The sequence below is a fragment of the Streptococcus oralis subsp. dentisani genome (genome assembly GCF_002096335.1).
GTDB lineage: Bacteria > Bacillota > Bacilli > Lactobacillales > Streptococcaceae > Streptococcus > Streptococcus oralis_Z.
Map to the genome: position 1 here is coordinate 500,586 of NZ_NCUW01000030.1, position 14,241 is coordinate 514,826.

General features: G+C 38.8%; 20 protein-coding genes and 1 pseudogene. 4 read left to right on the forward strand and 17 right to left on the reverse strand.

The annotated features are described in order from the left end of the window. Nucleotides 1-11 precede the first annotated feature (11 nt). The 9 genes from B7709_RS08910 to rpsP form a co-directional block, all read right to left on the reverse strand. Nucleotides 12-350, reverse strand: coding sequence for an ATP cone domain-containing protein (locus B7709_RS08910; RefSeq protein WP_001196053.1), 339 nt, complete (start codon nucleotides 348-350; stop codon nucleotides 12-14). Nucleotides 351-361: 11 nt separating this feature from the next. Continuing rightward, nucleotides 362-1,081, reverse strand: a complete 720-nt coding sequence (trmD, locus tag B7709_RS08915; protein ID WP_084972628.1) for a tRNA (guanosine(37)-N1)-methyltransferase TrmD — start codon at nucleotides 1,079-1,081, stop codon at nucleotides 362-364. Continuing rightward, nucleotides 1,071-1,589: a ribosome maturation factor RimM gene (rimM, locus tag B7709_RS08920; protein WP_084972493.1), complete on the reverse strand. Its 519-nt coding sequence runs from the start codon at nucleotides 1,587-1,589 to the stop codon at nucleotides 1,071-1,073. Before rimM ends, trmD begins: the two co-directional genes overlap by 11 nt. A gap of 75 nt (nucleotides 1,590-1,664) precedes the next feature. Beyond that, nucleotides 1,665-2,522: an alpha/beta fold hydrolase gene (locus tag B7709_RS08925; RefSeq protein WP_084972494.1), complete on the reverse strand. Its 858-nt coding sequence runs from the start codon at nucleotides 2,520-2,522 to the stop codon at nucleotides 1,665-1,667. A 148-nt stretch (nucleotides 2,523-2,670) separates the two neighbouring features. Continuing rightward, nucleotides 2,671-3,582, reverse strand: a complete 912-nt coding sequence (locus tag B7709_RS08930; protein WP_084972495.1) for a DMT family transporter — start codon at nucleotides 3,580-3,582, stop codon at nucleotides 2,671-2,673. A 129-nt stretch (nucleotides 3,583-3,711) separates the two neighbouring features. Continuing rightward, nucleotides 3,712-4,263 carry a putative immunity protein gene (locus B7709_RS08935; protein WP_084972496.1) on the reverse strand — a complete coding sequence of 184 codons (552 nt, stop codon included), beginning with the start codon at nucleotides 4,261-4,263 and terminating at the stop codon, nucleotides 3,712-3,714. A 73-nt stretch (nucleotides 4,264-4,336) separates the two neighbouring features. Then, nucleotides 4,337-4,672 (reverse strand): MazG nucleotide pyrophosphohydrolase domain-containing protein, encoded by a 336-nt coding sequence (locus B7709_RS08940; protein ID WP_084972497.1) that lies wholly within the window; start codon nucleotides 4,670-4,672, stop codon nucleotides 4,337-4,339. A 43-nt stretch (nucleotides 4,673-4,715) separates the two neighbouring features. Further along, nucleotides 4,716-4,955, reverse strand: coding sequence for an RNA-binding protein KphA (gene kphA, locus B7709_RS08945; protein WP_000379617.1), 240 nt, complete (start codon nucleotides 4,953-4,955; stop codon nucleotides 4,716-4,718). A 19-nt stretch (nucleotides 4,956-4,974) separates the two neighbouring features. Beyond that, complete coding sequence (rpsP, locus tag B7709_RS08950; RefSeq protein ID WP_000268760.1) at nucleotides 4,975-5,247, reverse strand: 30S ribosomal protein S16; 273 nt, start codon at nucleotides 5,245-5,247, stop codon at nucleotides 4,975-4,977. 176 nt (nucleotides 5,248-5,423) lie between these two features. On the opposite strand from rpsP, the pseudogene B7709_RS08955 reads away from it, so the two are divergent. Further along, nucleotides 5,424-5,612 (forward strand): annotated as a pseudogene (locus B7709_RS08955) (hypothetical protein). Nucleotides 5,613-6,018: 406 nt separating this feature from the next. On the opposite strand, the gene B7709_RS08960 reads toward B7709_RS08955, so the two are convergent. The 3 genes from B7709_RS08960 to B7709_RS08970 all read right to left on the reverse strand — a co-directional run bounded on the left by B7709_RS08960 (nucleotide 6,019) and on the right by B7709_RS08970 (nucleotide 7,961). Next, the gene (locus B7709_RS08960) at nucleotides 6,019-6,600 is read right to left on the reverse strand and encodes a TMEM175 family protein (RefSeq protein ID WP_084972498.1); all 582 of its coding nucleotides are present in this window, start codon (nucleotides 6,598-6,600) and stop codon (nucleotides 6,019-6,021) included. A 396-nt stretch (nucleotides 6,601-6,996) separates the two neighbouring features. Next, nucleotides 6,997-7,335 carry a Cd(II)/Zn(II)-sensing metalloregulatory transcriptional regulator CadX gene (cadX, locus tag B7709_RS08965; protein WP_000711085.1) on the reverse strand — a complete coding sequence of 113 codons (339 nt, stop codon included), beginning with the start codon at nucleotides 7,333-7,335 and terminating at the stop codon, nucleotides 6,997-6,999. Nucleotides 7,336-7,346: 11 nt separating this feature from the next. Beyond that, nucleotides 7,347-7,961 (reverse strand): CadD family cadmium resistance transporter, encoded by a 615-nt coding sequence (locus tag B7709_RS08970; RefSeq protein WP_084972499.1) that lies wholly within the window; start codon nucleotides 7,959-7,961, stop codon nucleotides 7,347-7,349. Between the two features lie 459 nt (nucleotides 7,962-8,420). On the opposite strand from B7709_RS08970, the gene B7709_RS10040 reads away from it, so the two are divergent. The 3 genes from B7709_RS10040 (at nucleotide 8,421) to B7709_RS08980 (ending at nucleotide 9,764) form a co-directional block, all read left to right on the forward strand. Continuing rightward, a complete protein-coding gene (locus B7709_RS10040) occupies nucleotides 8,421-8,582 on the forward strand; it encodes a hypothetical protein (RefSeq protein ID WP_111466904.1) in 162 nt (53 codons plus the stop codon). A gap of 108 nt (nucleotides 8,583-8,690) precedes the next feature. Further along, nucleotides 8,691-9,497, forward strand: a complete 807-nt coding sequence (locus tag B7709_RS08975; protein WP_084972500.1) for a peptidylprolyl isomerase — start codon at nucleotides 8,691-8,693, stop codon at nucleotides 9,495-9,497. Between the two features lie 27 nt (nucleotides 9,498-9,524). Further along, complete coding sequence (locus B7709_RS08980) at nucleotides 9,525-9,764, forward strand: zinc-ribbon domain-containing protein (RefSeq protein ID WP_000600215.1); 240 nt, start codon at nucleotides 9,525-9,527, stop codon at nucleotides 9,762-9,764. A 42-nt stretch (nucleotides 9,765-9,806) separates the two neighbouring features. Here B7709_RS08980 and B7709_RS08985 read toward each other — a convergent pair whose 3' ends face one another. From B7709_RS08985 to sodA, 5 genes are all read right to left on the reverse strand, one after another. Further along, entirely contained in the window at nucleotides 9,807-11,348 is a 1,542-nt protein-coding gene (locus B7709_RS08985) for an ABC-F family ATP-binding cassette domain-containing protein (RefSeq protein ID WP_084972501.1), read from the reverse strand. A 1-nt stretch (nucleotide 11,349) separates the two neighbouring features. After that, the gene (locus B7709_RS08990) at nucleotides 11,350-11,829 is read right to left on the reverse strand and encodes a VanZ family protein (RefSeq protein WP_084972502.1); all 480 of its coding nucleotides are present in this window, start codon (nucleotides 11,827-11,829) and stop codon (nucleotides 11,350-11,352) included. Between the two features lies 1 nt (nucleotide 11,830). Next, nucleotides 11,831-12,916, reverse strand: a complete 1,086-nt coding sequence (gene rlmN / locus B7709_RS08995) for a dual-specificity RNA methyltransferase RlmN (protein WP_061599238.1) — start codon at nucleotides 12,914-12,916, stop codon at nucleotides 11,831-11,833. A 20-nt stretch (nucleotides 12,917-12,936) separates the two neighbouring features. Next, entirely contained in the window at nucleotides 12,937-13,467 is a 531-nt protein-coding gene (locus B7709_RS09000) for a YutD family protein (protein WP_084948782.1), read from the reverse strand. A gap of 155 nt (nucleotides 13,468-13,622) precedes the next feature. Beyond that, nucleotides 13,623-14,228: a superoxide dismutase SodA gene (gene sodA, locus B7709_RS09005; RefSeq protein ID WP_000974728.1), complete on the reverse strand. Its 606-nt coding sequence runs from the start codon at nucleotides 14,226-14,228 to the stop codon at nucleotides 13,623-13,625. Nucleotides 14,229-14,241: the final 13 nt, after the last annotated feature.

Consider the following 14,241-nt stretch of genomic DNA (forward strand, 5'->3'; position numbering starts at 1 on the left):
CACTCTTTTTCTTAACGAATTTGTTCAAAATGAAGGTGAACTGCGATGTGGTCACCGTACCCACTTCTCTCCAAATCACGTTGCAAGCGATAAGAGATATAGTGCTCTGCAATGGTGATGTAACCTGCTCCTAGTAAACGATTTTCAACCATTGATTGGATCATACTGATAGTCGCACGTTCTACTTTTGCTTCTTCCAAGTCCAAGACTACTTTTTTAGTGACTTGAGCTAGGTTTTGACGTAGGTCATCAGTCAAAACATAAACTGTCTGCGCTGCTTTTAGGACAGCTTGGTAAATTTTATCTGGATCAAAGTCGGCAACTTCTCCGTTACGTTTGATTACTTGCATAGGATTCTCCTTTATTCTTTGTTTTCTTTGATTTCTACTAGCATTTTTTCTTCTTCTGCTGTTAGTTGATAGTTTTCTAGCAAATCTGGTCTGCGCTCGTAGGTTTTCTTTAGACTTTCGTAAAGTCGCCACTGGCGAATCTTCTCATGATGGCCACTCATGAGTACATCTGGTACTACCATGCCTCGATAGTCATAAGGACGTGTGTATTGGGGATATTCGAGCAATCCCGAAGAAAAACTATCGTCCTGATGACTAGACTCCTTGCCAATCACTTCTGGAATCAAGCGAACCGTAGCATCAATCATGGTCATGGCTGCTAATTCACCACCAGTCAAGACATAATCTCCTAGGGAAATTTCATCGGTTACCAAGGTCTTAATGCGCTCGTCATACCCTTCGTAGTGACCGCAGATAAAGATCAGTTCCTCTTCTTTGGCCAAATCTTCAGCGTAGGCTTGATTGAACTGTTTCCCAGCAGGATCAAGAAGAATGACGCGGGGATTTTTCTTTTCAATGGCATCAAAGGCATCGAAAATAGGTTGGGCACGGAGCAACATTCCCTGACCGCCTCCGTAAGGCTCATCGTCAACATGACGGGCCTTTTCAGCATATTCGCGAAAATTATGATACTGGATATCCAAGAGCCCTTTTTCTCGAGCCTTTCCAACGATTGAGTGCTCCAGCGGAGAAAACATCTCAGGAAAGAGGGTCAAAATATCAATCTTCATCATCTAGTCCTTCTAAGATCTCCACTTCGACCCGCTTGTTTGGAATATCAACATTGAGAACTACTGGCGGAATGTAAGGTAAAAGCAAATCACGCTTGCCTTTTCGCTTGACCACCCAGACATCATTAGCACCTGGTTGCAGAATCTCCTTGATGGTTCCAATCAAGTTGTCTCCCTCATAAACTTCCAAACCAATAATCTCGTGATAGTAGAATTCTCCATCATCTAAGTCATTTAGTTCTTCCTCAGCGACCTTGAGGCTATAACCCTTGTACTTTTCAATTGCATTGATATGGTACATATCTTTGAATTTGATAATGTCAAAGTTCTTATGCTTACGGTGGCTAGCAATGGTCACTGTTTGGACAAACTGATCTTTTTCATCAAACAAAGCCAGCTCTGCCCCTTTTTTAAACCGCTCTTCAGCAAAATCCGTCACAGACAAGACTCTCATCTCACCCTGTAGCCCCTGCGTATTGACGATTTTCCCAACATTAAAGTAGTTCATCTTGTCTCCTGTATCTATTTCTATCCTTTATTTTATCACGTTCCAGGGATTTTCACAAGTTGGATAGGTCCTATCTTACAAGACTACTACCTCTTCAAAAAATTCACCAACTATCTGGTTAAACTCTTTAGGATGGTCATTCATCGGTTGGTGTTTGCTATCTGAAATCGTTACTTGACGCGCATTGGGATTTAGAGCAATGATACCATCATAGATCTTCTTTAGGTGTTTAGGAAAATCGTTTTCACCTCTTACTAATAGCATAGGAGGATTTCCATGATAGCCGTCTATCTCATGGACAGTCAAAAAACCTGTGATACCAAGGTTCAAAAAAACATCTCGTCCAGTTTCTATAATGGCCGTCTTGACTAATTCTCTTGTGATAGGATTATCTGTACACATCTTTGAGTTCTTATCTGCAATCACCTTCCAAGGAATCGTTTTATACATAAGAGAAGAATATTTTATACGATTTCTCTCTTTATCTGATAGGTAACGATGCTGTCCCCAACTATCTACCATGACCAAGGCTAGAACTCGTTCTGGATGACGATAGGTGTACTCTTGAAGTGGATTTCCTCCCCAAGAATGTCCGACCAATATCACCTCATCTAGCTGAAAATAGGACAAAATAGCATCTACATCTTGAACAGCACCTTCTAAGTCAGGTAGGCCAACTTTCATAGGTGATTCACCCTGCCCTCTAACATTCACAAAGTAGAGGTCAAATCCTTCAAAGGCATCATACTGGTGGGCCCACATCTGACTACGACCACAAGCTCCATGATAAAAAATAATATGTCCTTTACTTGAGCATCCAGGGCGATGATAAACAACCAAATCACAATCTACGACAGGTACAATGTGACGCTCTAACATCTCGTGTTTTCTTTCATAAAAAGCAATAGCTTCAGCTATATCATTTTGCTTCATTTCTACACTCTCTCCTCTTTATCCTAGTATCATTCTTTTATCTATTTTATCATGCTATATTAAAATTATCGTTTTCTAAACTTTGTTTCATTAAAAATTTTGAATTTTCTGCATCATCTAGATAAAGAAAAAGACTGCTAAGCAATCTTTACTTTTTTCTCATCAGGTTCATGCCTAAAATTCCAGCAATTATCAAAGTTGCTCCGATCACATGGTAGCTATAAATTGGTTCGTGGAGGATAAGAGCTCCAGCTAGAATGGTCAAAACTGTCCCAAGATTACCAAAGACACTGACAGTTGATGCTCCGAGGCGAACAATAGCATAGATAGAGAGACTACCAGTCACGATTGAGGCTAGAATTCCCAAATAGAGGATGGAAAGCAGATAGGGCAGCTGTCCAAGTGGCTCTACGTAGGCTAATATGTTGCCATCTAGATAGTGCGAAGTCAGGCTTAGCATATTAAAGGTAATAAAGCCAACAAATATCACAACAGCTGTCATATCCATAGCCCGATAGCGTCCTCCTTTGGACTTGCTGAGGATATTGTTTATTGCATTGGCGAGAACAGATCCCAACATCAAGAGAAAACCCAAGCTAGCAGTCTCAGCACCAAAGTTCGCTCCTTTACTAAGGAAGATGAAAACTACTCCTGCTACGGATAAAAATAAAAAGAACTTTTGAAGCAAGCTTGTCTTTTCCTTGAGAAAAACCGATGCTAAAAGGAGAGTAAAAATCGGGACAAGAGCCTGTAAAATTCCAGCTTCAGAAGACGATATATACTGTAAGGAAAAGGATTGAAAAATAAAAAAGAGAAGTGGATAGAAAAGACTCATAGGAAGAATAGAAAGAATAGAAAGAATATCTTTTCTACTTAAACTTACTTTGATAAGTTTGGTTTGATAAAGGGCGCCCATCACTAAAGCTGCGATTGTATAGCGATGCGCTAAGTTCGTGAGAGGACTGGCATAGCCTAAAGCAATCTTAGTAAATAAAAAAGAAAATCCAATGATTGCTGAAAAGGATAAGGCAGCTAGGTATACTTTTGTTTTCTCGTTCATAGATTGTTACTCCCCTTAAAAGTAGCTATTCTCAAGATTGATTGACTAGAATTCTTTGAGACTGTCTTTCCATTTTAGCATAGTAAAATCCTAGATGCTATTTCTAGGATTGGTATTTTATGCCTTCTTTCACCGTTTATCTATTACATTAGCTAAAAAGGATTCAGCCAGTCTAATCTGCTTTTCTCGTTCTTGTCTCACAAGTTCTAACTTGTCTGCCTCTTGGAGATTCCTTACTTTGATAGCATAATCCGCGGAAACGATGGCGTGTCCTCTCATATGGGCTGTTGAAATAGCTTGTACAAAGACTCTAGCAGCATACTTAGCGATTTGATTTTGGGCATTTTTAGAGAGGAGATTTGCTGCGAAACCTGCTTTTCTCAACTCATGAGGTGAGAACTCATTTCTCAATCGTGCATCAAAAGCCTCATAAGATTGCCGAATTATTTTATTTTTCTCACCTTCATCACCGATATCAATTAAAGATAAGAAATCTCGCGAGTTCTCTAATGCCCATCGAGCTAGTTCTTTCTGAGGAAGTCTATCCAGTATTTGTTCTAGTTCCAATCTTTTCTCAGAGTCGTCCCAAATGGCAACTTTGTAAGGACTGGGTAGGCGATTCATTTTAGTCTTATAGGCAGTTCGTTCAAACTCATTCCATGCATAATCCTCTGGTCTCATTGCTTTCTCATTCTTTCTTACTAGCTAGCGTAAACTAGGAGAAACCTTTCATATCAGTGAAAAGAGATTATTCCTAGTTCTCTTGGAAGTTATCCAAAAATTCTTCCAAATCTCGTTCATGTTGGTACTTAATGGCAGCCTTCTTATCTTTGTCAAAGATGGTTTTGTTTAGGTCAATGTCATTGATGGCTGCGATTGCGACGGTATAATGAATGATATCTGCCAGTTCTTTGGCTAGTTCCTCATTTGAGTCCTGGACACCCTCTTTTCGACCAGAGCGCCCATTCAAGACCTCTGCTACTTCTCCGACTTCCTCCACTAGCTTGATAAAGAGGCCTTCCTCAGTCCGAGACTGTTGGTAATGTTCGAGTAAGTAAGCTTGTAATTGTCTAAACGTTAAATCCTTCATCTTCTCCTCCTCACAAAAAAGCGAGACATCTGTCCCGCTTTCTTTATTTTTCATCAATAACGATTCTTACTTTTTTGTCTTCAGTTGGGACAGAGTAGACAATCGTTCTTATCGCTGAGATAGTGCGACCCTTACGACCGATAACACGACCGACATCGCTTTGGTCAAGATCCAAGTGATACTCCAAAAACTCTGGTGTGTCTTCAATCTTGATAGTTAAGGCATCAGGTTGTGAAATCAAAGGTTTCACAATCGCAATAATGAGATTTTCAATCGTATCCATCTGTCAACCTACTTTAAACTTATTTTGAGAATTTAGAATCGTGGAATTTTTTCAATACGCCTTCTTTTGAAAGGATGTTACGAACTGTATCTGAAGGTTGAGCTCCATCAGCCAACCATGCAAGAACGCGGTCTTCTTTCAAAGTTACTTGGTTTTCAGCAACAAGTGGGTTGTAAGTTCCAACTGTTTCGATGAAACGTCCGTCACGTGGTGAACGTGAATCTGCTACGTTGATACGGTAGAAAGGTTTTTTCTTAGAACCCATACGAGTCAAACGAATTTTAACTGCCATTTTTAAAGTCTCTTTTCTTATTTTTTATTTCGGTGAAATAGCTGAGCTATTTAGCACATGTTCTATTATAGCAGATTTCTGACAGGTGTCAAGAAAAAAACTTGACAGAGTTAAAAATTTTTAAATTTTTTAGAAATTTATTAGACTAATAGAGATAAATTAGAAAGAAAAAATTTATGAATACTACTTTTGATAACTACCCTGTCAAGCCCTATATCTCTCTTAATCGTGATGTCGAAGCTTGGCTACTAAATCTCAAGCCCGTTCCCAAATGACACATGGACCTATTAGCAGATGATTTACTAGCAGGAGATATCATTCTCCTATGGAGAATCAACTTTGGCACTTTTACAACCGAAACATGATTTTAAAAACTCCCATTCGAATATGATTCAAAATTCGCTTAAAATCAATGTTTTCCCACTTTTTCAGAAAACAAATTTTCATCTAATTTAAATAACTTTCAATTAAATGGTGTGAATTTTGCTTAAAATCATCAAAAACACCCCATGGTGTGAACCATGAAGTGTTGTAAATGCTGTATTGTAGCTAGTTTTTAACGTTTAGAAAACTACCTAGCTTTACGAGCTTTCTTAAAATCTGGTTTGGAAAGTATGCGTTTCAGTTGGACTAAAAACAGCAAAATATCAAGGATTTTAAGAACGATATCTACTAATTAATTTATAAAATATGAATTAATAGATTCTAAATAGGGGAATAGTTTAGGTCTGTAATCATTAAAATAATACACCTAACTTTGGTCACCTTTTTTTAGTTATTCACTCTTTTTTCAGATAGTGTTTTTAAAGTTATGATGTAAAATGCCGCAATTAAAACACTATACATCATAATCGGAGGATAGAGAATTAAGGATAGAATCAATCCCACTCCTTTAATTATTAGGTCAGGTATCAATAACTTTCTATATTGTGCGGTAGCTTCAAGTAATTCTTTCTGATCTATATTGGGTTTATCAATTACTTTATGTAAAAACCAGTTTGCTACCGTTGAAACAATAACGATCAGTCCATAAAAGAGCTGTGCCGTATGGTTCATGAAATGACTACTAACGATTCCAGTAGCATAGGGCATAAATGAAACAAAAAATAAAAGAAACAAATTCCACCAAACAATTTGTGGGGAAATTTTCTCAACCTTTTCCCATAGTGTGTTTAGTGCCATCCATAACGATCCTAACCAGAAAAAGGAAAGAAAATAAGCAAAGAAATTTTGCCATAAATCCCAAAAAGCTTGAAGACTTGGTGTCGTTGGTTTTTCTAATTCTAAGATTAGGATAGTCATTATAATTGCTAGAACCGCATCTGTCAATGCAATTAATCTATCTTTCTTCATCAGATTACATCACCTTTCATTTTGTAGCATTCTATCTCATCGTATAATATTTATTAATCTTAAATATTAGATATTCATTTCATACTTTGAGTACAAACAAGATACACTAAAAAACATGTATCTGTCATATTTTATTTAACTTTAGAAATATTCATCCATCTAATTAATAAATATATCATATTTCACAATAAATGACTACTATCAAAGATACATTTTCTTTCAAATTCCTCCCTTTTCAACTTGGCTAACTTGAGCTGCATTACCTAGGTCGATTTGCTTTAAATTATACTTTTTTCTTAAACATTTGATACGAGTAGGTATTTCTTATGGGAAATTTTCATCAAAAAATTTCATATATAATCCCCTATAATCATGGAAAAGTAGTAAAAATAGTTGTTATCCTAGTTGATTAAAAAAATCTCTGATTTCCTCATCTTTTATAAAATAATATATAATTTTCCCCTCTCTTCTAGTATCCAAGATATTTTGATTGGCTAGTTTACGAAGATGGTGGGAGGCAGATGCCATACTGAGATTTAGTAAACAGGCTATATCACAGACACAGAGTTCTTCAACAGCAAGGAGATAAAAGATGATATTTATCTGTTTATTATCGGTAAACTTTGATAAAATACGAAGTGATTTTTGGACTTTTTCCTTTTCAAGGTAGTTCGTTGCGGTTGTAACATTTTGTTGATTTATAATATTAACTTGGCATATACTATCTTTTTTCATAATTTTTTCTCCTAGCCGAACACAGTCCTTAGCATGTCAAAGCTGTTGTTTTCAATCAGGATATACATCCCCAATCCTAAATAAACAACGGCAATAAACCATCTACTATATTTTTCCAAAGTTTCTCCAACAGAAGGGACTTGTGCCAATTTTTGGGCAGAAAAAACCAAGAGATAAATCATGACTAGAAAGGTAAGTAAAGCCACTATCAAATTCGCTAAATTTAAGGTAATAAAATATGGGACAAAAACACCAATATTGTCAGCACCACAACTTGCAAAAGTAATCATAGCGACTAGAAAAATCAGGTTTTTATCATCTTTGCGCAAACCATCTTTTGCAATAGCTTCTCCATCAGAATCTCCTAAAAGCAAAACTTTGAGCCCTAGGAAAATTGGAATCAAACCGAGCAAACCTAAAATCTCTTTACTAGGAATATAATTTAAGACAAATGCAAAAAGTAAACTTAGCAATATTAGACTAACAGAGCCTAGAAATTGTCCTAAATAGATGTTAATGATGTCTTTTCTGCTTTTTCTTTTGGCAAAAAATAACATTAGGATAATAAGTAAGTCTACGGCTGTCCCAGAATACAGGATTATTGAAGTAACAACATTTTGAATCATAAAACACCTCATTCAAATATATTTTTGAATGAATTTTAACATTAAACTTTGTAGATGTCAACTTCAGCTCCATCAAAGTATAGATAAGAAGGTAGAGATTGGACTGAAATATAGTGAAATGTATTAAAATTGAAAAAAGAAAAAACGCTTGAAATCAGAGTTTTTCTTATGTATTGATTCGTATTGAATGCTTACTTCACTTCTGTAAAAATTAACTTCTACACCTACAAAGCCTATTCTGACAGACTTTATAAAAGCCTAAGAAAAAAAGTAGAGATTCATACAGTGTCTAGATTTTCCAAAAATTCTTTATCATCAAATATTATTAACGAAACTATCAAACCAAATACGATGCATTGCTTCAAAGAATTCTTTAGTTGTTTGACTCGCTTGATCATCTAAATACCACTATGAAAGAGAATATCCTCAAAAGTATGGAGAGTTACAGTACTTTCTAAGATGAGGGCTCCAGATTTGGACCAATCCCTTCGTGACAACTTTTCAGGAGAAGAATTAGCAAGTTACTTTTCAATTCGTGGTTACAAATTGACTCCAAAGGGAGAGCAGATACTGGAACAGTACCAGGACATTATCGACCGTCATCCAAAGAAAAATCTCTAAGCAAGCGACTTTCTGGTCGGCTTCCTCTTAAACTACCTTGTCACTAACATTTGAAATCACCTCCCTTTTAGGGTACAATGGTAGAAATGAATTTTTGAGAGGAAAACAATGAAAAAACTAGCAACTCTTCTTTTACTATCATCTATTGCCCTTGCAGGATGTACTAGTATCCAACGTGGTCTCCGTGGCGATGACTATGTTGACTCTAGCATCTCAGCTGAAGAAAGCTCAAAAGCAGCTGCTCAGGCTGCCAAAGATTTGAATGACGCTTTGACCAATGAAAATGCCAACTTCCCCCAACTTTCTAAGGAAGTTGCTGAAGATGAAGCAGAAGTCATTTTACACACAAATCAAGGCGATATCCGCATCAAACTCTTTCCAAAACTAGCACCTCTAGCAGTTGAAAACTTCCTTACTCACGCTAAGGAAGGCTACTATAACGGCATCACCTTCCACCGTGTCATCGATGGCTTTATGGTCCAAACTGGAGATCCTAAGGGAGATGGTACAGGTGGCCGATCTATCTGGCATGATAAGGATAAAATGAAGGACAAGGGAACAGGTTTCAAAAACGAAATCTCTCCTTACCTATACAATATCCGAGGAGCCCTTGCTATGGCTAACACTGGTCAACCAAACACCAACGGTAGCCAGTTCTTCATCAACCAAAACTCAACAGATATTTCTGCTAAACTCCCTACTAGCAAGTATCCAAAGAAAATCATCGAAGCCTATAAAGAAGGCGGAAATCCTAGCCTAGATGGCAAACACCCTGTTTTTGGTCAAGTCATTGATGGTATGGATGTTGTCGACAAGATTGCCAAGGCTGAAAAAGATGAGAAAGACAAACCAACTACCGCTGTCACCATTGACAGTATCGAAGTGGTCAAGGACTACGACTTCAGCAAAAAATAAGCCATCAACAGATAAGGAGACGATGACATGATTTTATTTTGGGGTTCTAAAGGTTATCAGAAAGATTTGGGACATACGCAAACTGCGATCGAATGTGGTCACTGTAACAATGTTGACACTTGGGAGATTGTAGAAACTGGACGCAAGTTCACCCTCTACTGGATTCCACTTTTCCCTTATGGTAAAAGTTACTTCGTTTCTTGTCCGATTTGCCACTACGGTAAAGAAATTGAGAAATCTGAAGTTGAAAGCTTTTTAAATTACTAGTCAAAAAAGCCAAGTCATTTCGACTTGGCCTTTTTAGCGCTTTTAAGTTAACTTGTTAAAGTCCCAGATTTGATCCATCCAACCTTCATAAAAGTCAGGCTCGTGGCAGACCATGAGGATTGAACCCTTATACTCTTTCAGAGCACGTTTGAGTTCATCCTTGGCATCTACATCCAAGTGGTTGGTCGGCTCGTCAAGTACTAAAACGTTGTTTTCACGGTTCATCAAGAGACAGAAACGCACCTTGGCTTGTTCCCCACCCGACAAGACCTGAATTTGGCTTTCGATGTGCTTAGTCGTCAAACCACAGCGGGCAAGGGCCGCACGGACTTCTGCTTGATTGAGTGCAGGAAAGGCATTCCAAACAGCTTCAAGAGGTGTTTGACGATTGCCACCTTCTACTTCCTGCTCAAAGTAGCCAAGTTCAAGATAGTCGCCACGTTCTACTTCTCCAGCGATTGGTGGGATAATGCCCAAGAGAGACTTCAAGAGGGTTGTTTTCCCGATACCATTGGCCCCAATAATAGCAACCTTTTGATTGCGTTCAAAGGTGAGGTTTAAGGGTTTAGTAAGTGGACGGTCATAACCAATCTGCAAGTCCTTGGATTGGAAGATAAAGCGCCCAGGTGTACGAGCTGGTTTGAAATCAAAGGATGGTTTTGGCTTCTCACTTTGAAGTTCAATGATATCCATCTTATCCAATTTCTTCTGACGAGACATGGCCATGTTTCGTGTAGCAACACGGGCTTTATTTCGCGCAACAAAGTCCTTAAGGTCTGCAATCTCTTTCTGTTGGCGTTCGTAGGCTGCCTCTAACTGAGATTTCTTCATAGCATAGACTTCTTGGAACTGGTAATAGTCTCCAGAATAGCGAGTTAGCTGTTGGTTCTCCACATGGTAGACAATATTGATCACGTCGTTGAGGAAAGGAATATCGTGCGAAATAAGGACAAAGGCATTCTCATAGTTTTGAAGATAGCGTTTGAGCCAATCAATATGTTCGGCATCCAAGTAGTTGGTTGGCTCGTCCAGTAACAAGATATCTGGCTTTTCAAGGAGGAGTTTAGCCAAGAGTACCTTGGTTCTTTGTCCACCTGACAAGGCCGTTACATCTGTATCCATACCATAGTCCATGACACCGAGGGCACGCGCCACTTCGTCAATCTTGGCATCTAAAGTATAGAAATCACGACTCTCCAAACGGTCTTGGAGTTCGCCAACTTCTTCCATGAGTGCATCAATATCCGCTCCCTCTTCAGCCATTTCCATATAGAGGTCATTGATACGAGCTTCTGCTTTGAAAAGCTCATCAAAGGCTGTACGGAGAACATCACGCACAGTTTGGCCTTCTTTTAGCACAGCGTGCTGGTCTAGATAGCCAGCGGTCACATACTTAGACCACTCAACCTTGCCTTCATCTGGTAGCATTTTACTAGTCACGATACTCATAAAGGTTGATTTTCCTTCACCGTTAGCTCCGACTAAACCGATATGTTCTCCCTTGAGGAGGCGGAAAGAAACGTCTTCAAAAATTGCACGGTCGCCAAAACCGTGACTCAGATTTTTAACTTCTAAGATACTCATTCTAATTCCTTATCTTGTTTTTATGTAGTAGTTTATAGAGGAGCCAAGCTAGGTAACCACCTAAAGTATTGGTCCACAAATCATCAATCTCAAATACCCGATTAAAATCAAAGAAAAAGTCTAAAACCAGTTGTGTGCACTCGATTCCCAAGCTCAGTATAAAACTGAGAAGAAGAACCCTTTTAGTTTTTCTTAGAGAGGGCAAGAGATAGAGAAGTTGGAAAATCAGAGGGAAGAGCAAGAAGACATTCAAAATGTTCTGCAAAAAGATCCAAATGACTTGTCCCAAACTAGTCACTTCACCCAGATTCCAAAGAGAGTTTAAGGGAGTTAAAAGAAAAACCAGGCGTCCAAAAGTTTGAATACCTGGAGTTTCCACTCCTGTAGGAAGTTGAGGTTGGGGAGTAAAACAAAAACAGACAATGCAAAGGCTGTAAATAGCCACTCCCAATCTTAAGATCAATTCTCTTTTTCTAGTCATTTTATGGATTTACCGCTGCGACTGCCTTCTGGCGGTCACGTTTCATTGTATTGGAACGCAATTGTCCACAAGCCGCATCAATATCTGTACCATGCTCTTGACGGACGACACAATTAATCCCTTTTTTCTTGAGGGTATCATAGAAGGCCATCACCCGCTCTTTAGGACTACGGCTATATTGGTCATGTTCACTAACAGGGTTATAAGGAATCAAGTTTACATAAGATAATTTCTTGATGTTCTTTAGCAATTCAGCCAACTCCAAGGCTTGTTCAACTCCATCATTGACTTCATTCAGCATGATGTATTCAAAGGTCACACGGCGATTGGTTGTCTCGATATAGTACTCAATAGCAGCAAAGAGCTTTTCAATCGGAAAGGCACGGTTAATTTTCATGATGCTTGAGCGCAATTCATTATTGGGTGCGTGAAGGGAAACAGCGAGATTAACCTGTACACCTTCATTAGCAAAGTCACGAATTTTATGGGCCAAACCTGAGGTTGAAACTGTGATGTGACGAGCACCGATAGCCATCCCCTTGTCATCATTGATTGTACGGACGAAATTCAAGACATTGTTGTAGTTATCAAATGGTTCACCAATTCCCATGACAACGATATGACTAACACGCTCGTCCTGACCACGCTCATCAAAATATTTCTGAACCAGCATGATCTGCGCTACAATTTCACCGTTATTAAGGTCGCGTTGCTTCTTAATCAAACCAGAGGCACAGAAGGTACAACCGATATTACAGCCGACTTGAGTGGTCACACAGACTGACAGTCCGTAGTGTTGACGCATCAGTACTGTCTCAATCAACATGCCATCTGGCAACTCGAAAAGATACTTAACAGTACCGTCAGCCGACTCTTGCACGATGCGTTGTTTCAATGGATTTACCACAAACTGGTCATTGAGCTTAGCAATCAAATCCTTGGAAAGGTTGGTCATTTCTTCAAATGACTGGACACGTTTACGGTAAAGCCATTCCCAGATTTGATCTGCTCGGAATTTCTTTTCTCCTTGTTCTAATACCCATTCTTGCATGGTTTGACGTGTTAAACTATAAATAGACGGTTTCATCTCTTCTCCTTATTCTCTATCTATTTCTGACGAATGACAAAATGGCGCTGTCCCTTGTCCTCTTTCTGAGACTTTTGGTCCTTATGACGACGTCTATTTCGCTTATCCGCATTTGGTTTTCTCTTGTTTTGCGAAGGTTTCTTTCCTCTTCTAGGAAGGTTTTCCTCTTCCTTTTTACGCATTTTCTTGTCAAATGACGCCCGCTTAGGTGCTTGATTTTCTAGAACAAAATAGGCACAACCATAACTACAGTACTCCAAAAGATAATCTTGTAAGCGACTGATTTTTTCAATTTTTTCCTCTGTTCGATCGTCTTTGTAAAAACCGCGTAGGCGAAGCTGTTCATTGCTCCAGTCCCCCACGACATAATCAAACTTGGTCAACACTTCTGAGAAGCGCTGATTAAAGACTGTCACATCGAAAGCATCCTTGATATTTTCAACCAAGGTAAAAGCAATCCCTTCAGTCTCAACCTTATCCCCATTTACCTGAAATTCTGGGCCAGGAAACTTGTTATAGTTGTATAATTCAGGTGCAATTTCTTTACGCATAGTCTTCCTTTTCCACGATTACTTAACACTCTATTTTACCATAATTTCTAGCAGTTAGCACGTTTCTCATAAAAATGAAAAAAGTCTGACGATTTTGTCAGACTCCTGCCTTATAAAGCAAAAAGAGAAGAATGACTCTTCCCTTCCTATTTTTTTTATTTTGCTGCTGCGTAAAGCTCATCTACTTTGTTCCAGTTAATCACTGAGAAGAAAGCTTTGATGTAGTCAGGACGCACGTTGCGGTATTTCACGTAGTAAGCATGTTCCCAAACATCCAAGCCCAAGATTGGTTTTTTACCTTCTGAGATTGGTGTGTCTTGGTTTGCTGTTGAAGTTACTTCAAGCTTCCCTTCTTTGTTGACAACCAACCAAGCCCATCCAGAACCGAAGCGAGTTGTAGCTGCTGCTGTAAAGGCTGCTTGGAACTCTTCAAATGAACCAAATGTTGCATCGATTGCTGCTGCAAGTTCTGCTGATGGAGCAGTTTTTTCAGGAGTCATCAATTCCCAGAAAAGAGCATGGTTCAAGTGTCCACCACCATTATTGATAAGTGCTTGACGGATATCAGCTGGGATAGAGTCTACATCAGCAAGCAAAGCTTCAAGGTCTTCACCAATTTCAGGGTGTTTTTCAAGAGCTGCATTTGCATTGTTGACATAAGTTTGGTGGTGTTTGTCATGGTGCAAGTGCATTGTTTCTGCATCGATATATGGTTCCAAAGCGTCGTATGCGTATGGAAGGTCTGGTAAGATAATAGCCATCTGTAATACCTCT

Excerpts from the sequence above, each read along its gene's own strand:
- B7709_RS08960 (WP_084972498.1), bottom strand. The coding sequence starts at position 6,600 with ATGAAGAAAGATAGATTAATTGCATTGACAGATGCGGTTCTAGCAATT.
- rpsP (WP_000268760.1), bottom strand. The coding sequence starts at position 5,247 with ATGGCAGTTAAAATTCGTTTGACTCGTATGGGTTCTAAGAAAAAACCT.
- trmD (WP_084972628.1), bottom strand. The coding sequence starts at position 1,081 with ATGAAGATTGATATTTTGACCCTCTTTCCTGAGATGTTTTCTCCGCTG.
- B7709_RS08985 (WP_084972501.1), bottom strand. The coding sequence starts at position 11,348 with ATGAGTATCTTAGAAGTTAAAAATCTGAGTCACGGTTTTGGCGACCGT.
- B7709_RS10040 (WP_111466904.1), top strand. The coding sequence starts at position 8,421 with ATGAGGGCTCCAGATTTGGACCAATCCCTTCGTGACAACTTTTCAGGA.
- B7709_RS08940 (WP_084972497.1), bottom strand. The coding sequence starts at position 4,672 with ATGAAGGATTTAACGTTTAGACAATTACAAGCTTACTTACTCGAACAT.
- B7709_RS08975 (WP_084972500.1), top strand. The coding sequence starts at position 8,691 with ATGAAAAAACTAGCAACTCTTCTTTTACTATCATCTATTGCCCTTGCA.
- B7709_RS08990 (WP_084972502.1), bottom strand. The coding sequence starts at position 11,829 with ATGACTAGAAAAAGAGAATTGATCTTAAGATTGGGAGTGGCTATTTAC.
- rimM (WP_084972493.1), bottom strand. The coding sequence starts at position 1,589 with ATGAACTACTTTAATGTTGGGAAAATCGTCAATACGCAGGGGCTACAG.
- B7709_RS08935 (WP_084972496.1), bottom strand. The coding sequence starts at position 4,263 with ATGAGACCAGAGGATTATGCATGGAATGAGTTTGAACGAACTGCCTAT.
- B7709_RS08925 (WP_084972494.1), bottom strand. The coding sequence starts at position 2,522 with ATGAAGCAAAATGATATAGCTGAAGCTATTGCTTTTTATGAAAGAAAA.
- rlmN (WP_061599238.1), bottom strand. The coding sequence starts at position 12,916 with ATGAAACCGTCTATTTATAGTTTAACACGTCAAACCATGCAAGAATGG.
- B7709_RS08970 (WP_084972499.1), bottom strand. The coding sequence starts at position 7,961 with ATGATTCAAAATGTTGTTACTTCAATAATCCTGTATTCTGGGACAGCC.
- kphA (WP_000379617.1), bottom strand. The coding sequence starts at position 4,955 with ATGGATACGATTGAAAATCTCATTATTGCGATTGTGAAACCTTTGATT.
- cadX (WP_000711085.1), bottom strand. The coding sequence starts at position 7,335 with ATGAAAAAAGATAGTATATGCCAAGTTAATATTATAAATCAACAAAAT.
- sodA (WP_000974728.1), bottom strand. The coding sequence starts at position 14,228 with ATGGCTATTATCTTACCAGACCTTCCATACGCATACGACGCTTTGGAA.
- B7709_RS08910 (WP_001196053.1), bottom strand. The coding sequence starts at position 350 with ATGCAAGTAATCAAACGTAACGGAGAAGTTGCCGACTTTGATCCAGAT.
- B7709_RS08980 (WP_000600215.1), top strand. The coding sequence starts at position 9,525 with ATGATTTTATTTTGGGGTTCTAAAGGTTATCAGAAAGATTTGGGACAT.
- B7709_RS08930 (WP_084972495.1), bottom strand. The coding sequence starts at position 3,582 with ATGAACGAGAAAACAAAAGTATACCTAGCTGCCTTATCCTTTTCAGCA.
- B7709_RS09000 (WP_084948782.1), bottom strand. The coding sequence starts at position 13,467 with ATGCGTAAAGAAATTGCACCTGAATTATACAACTATAACAAGTTTCCT.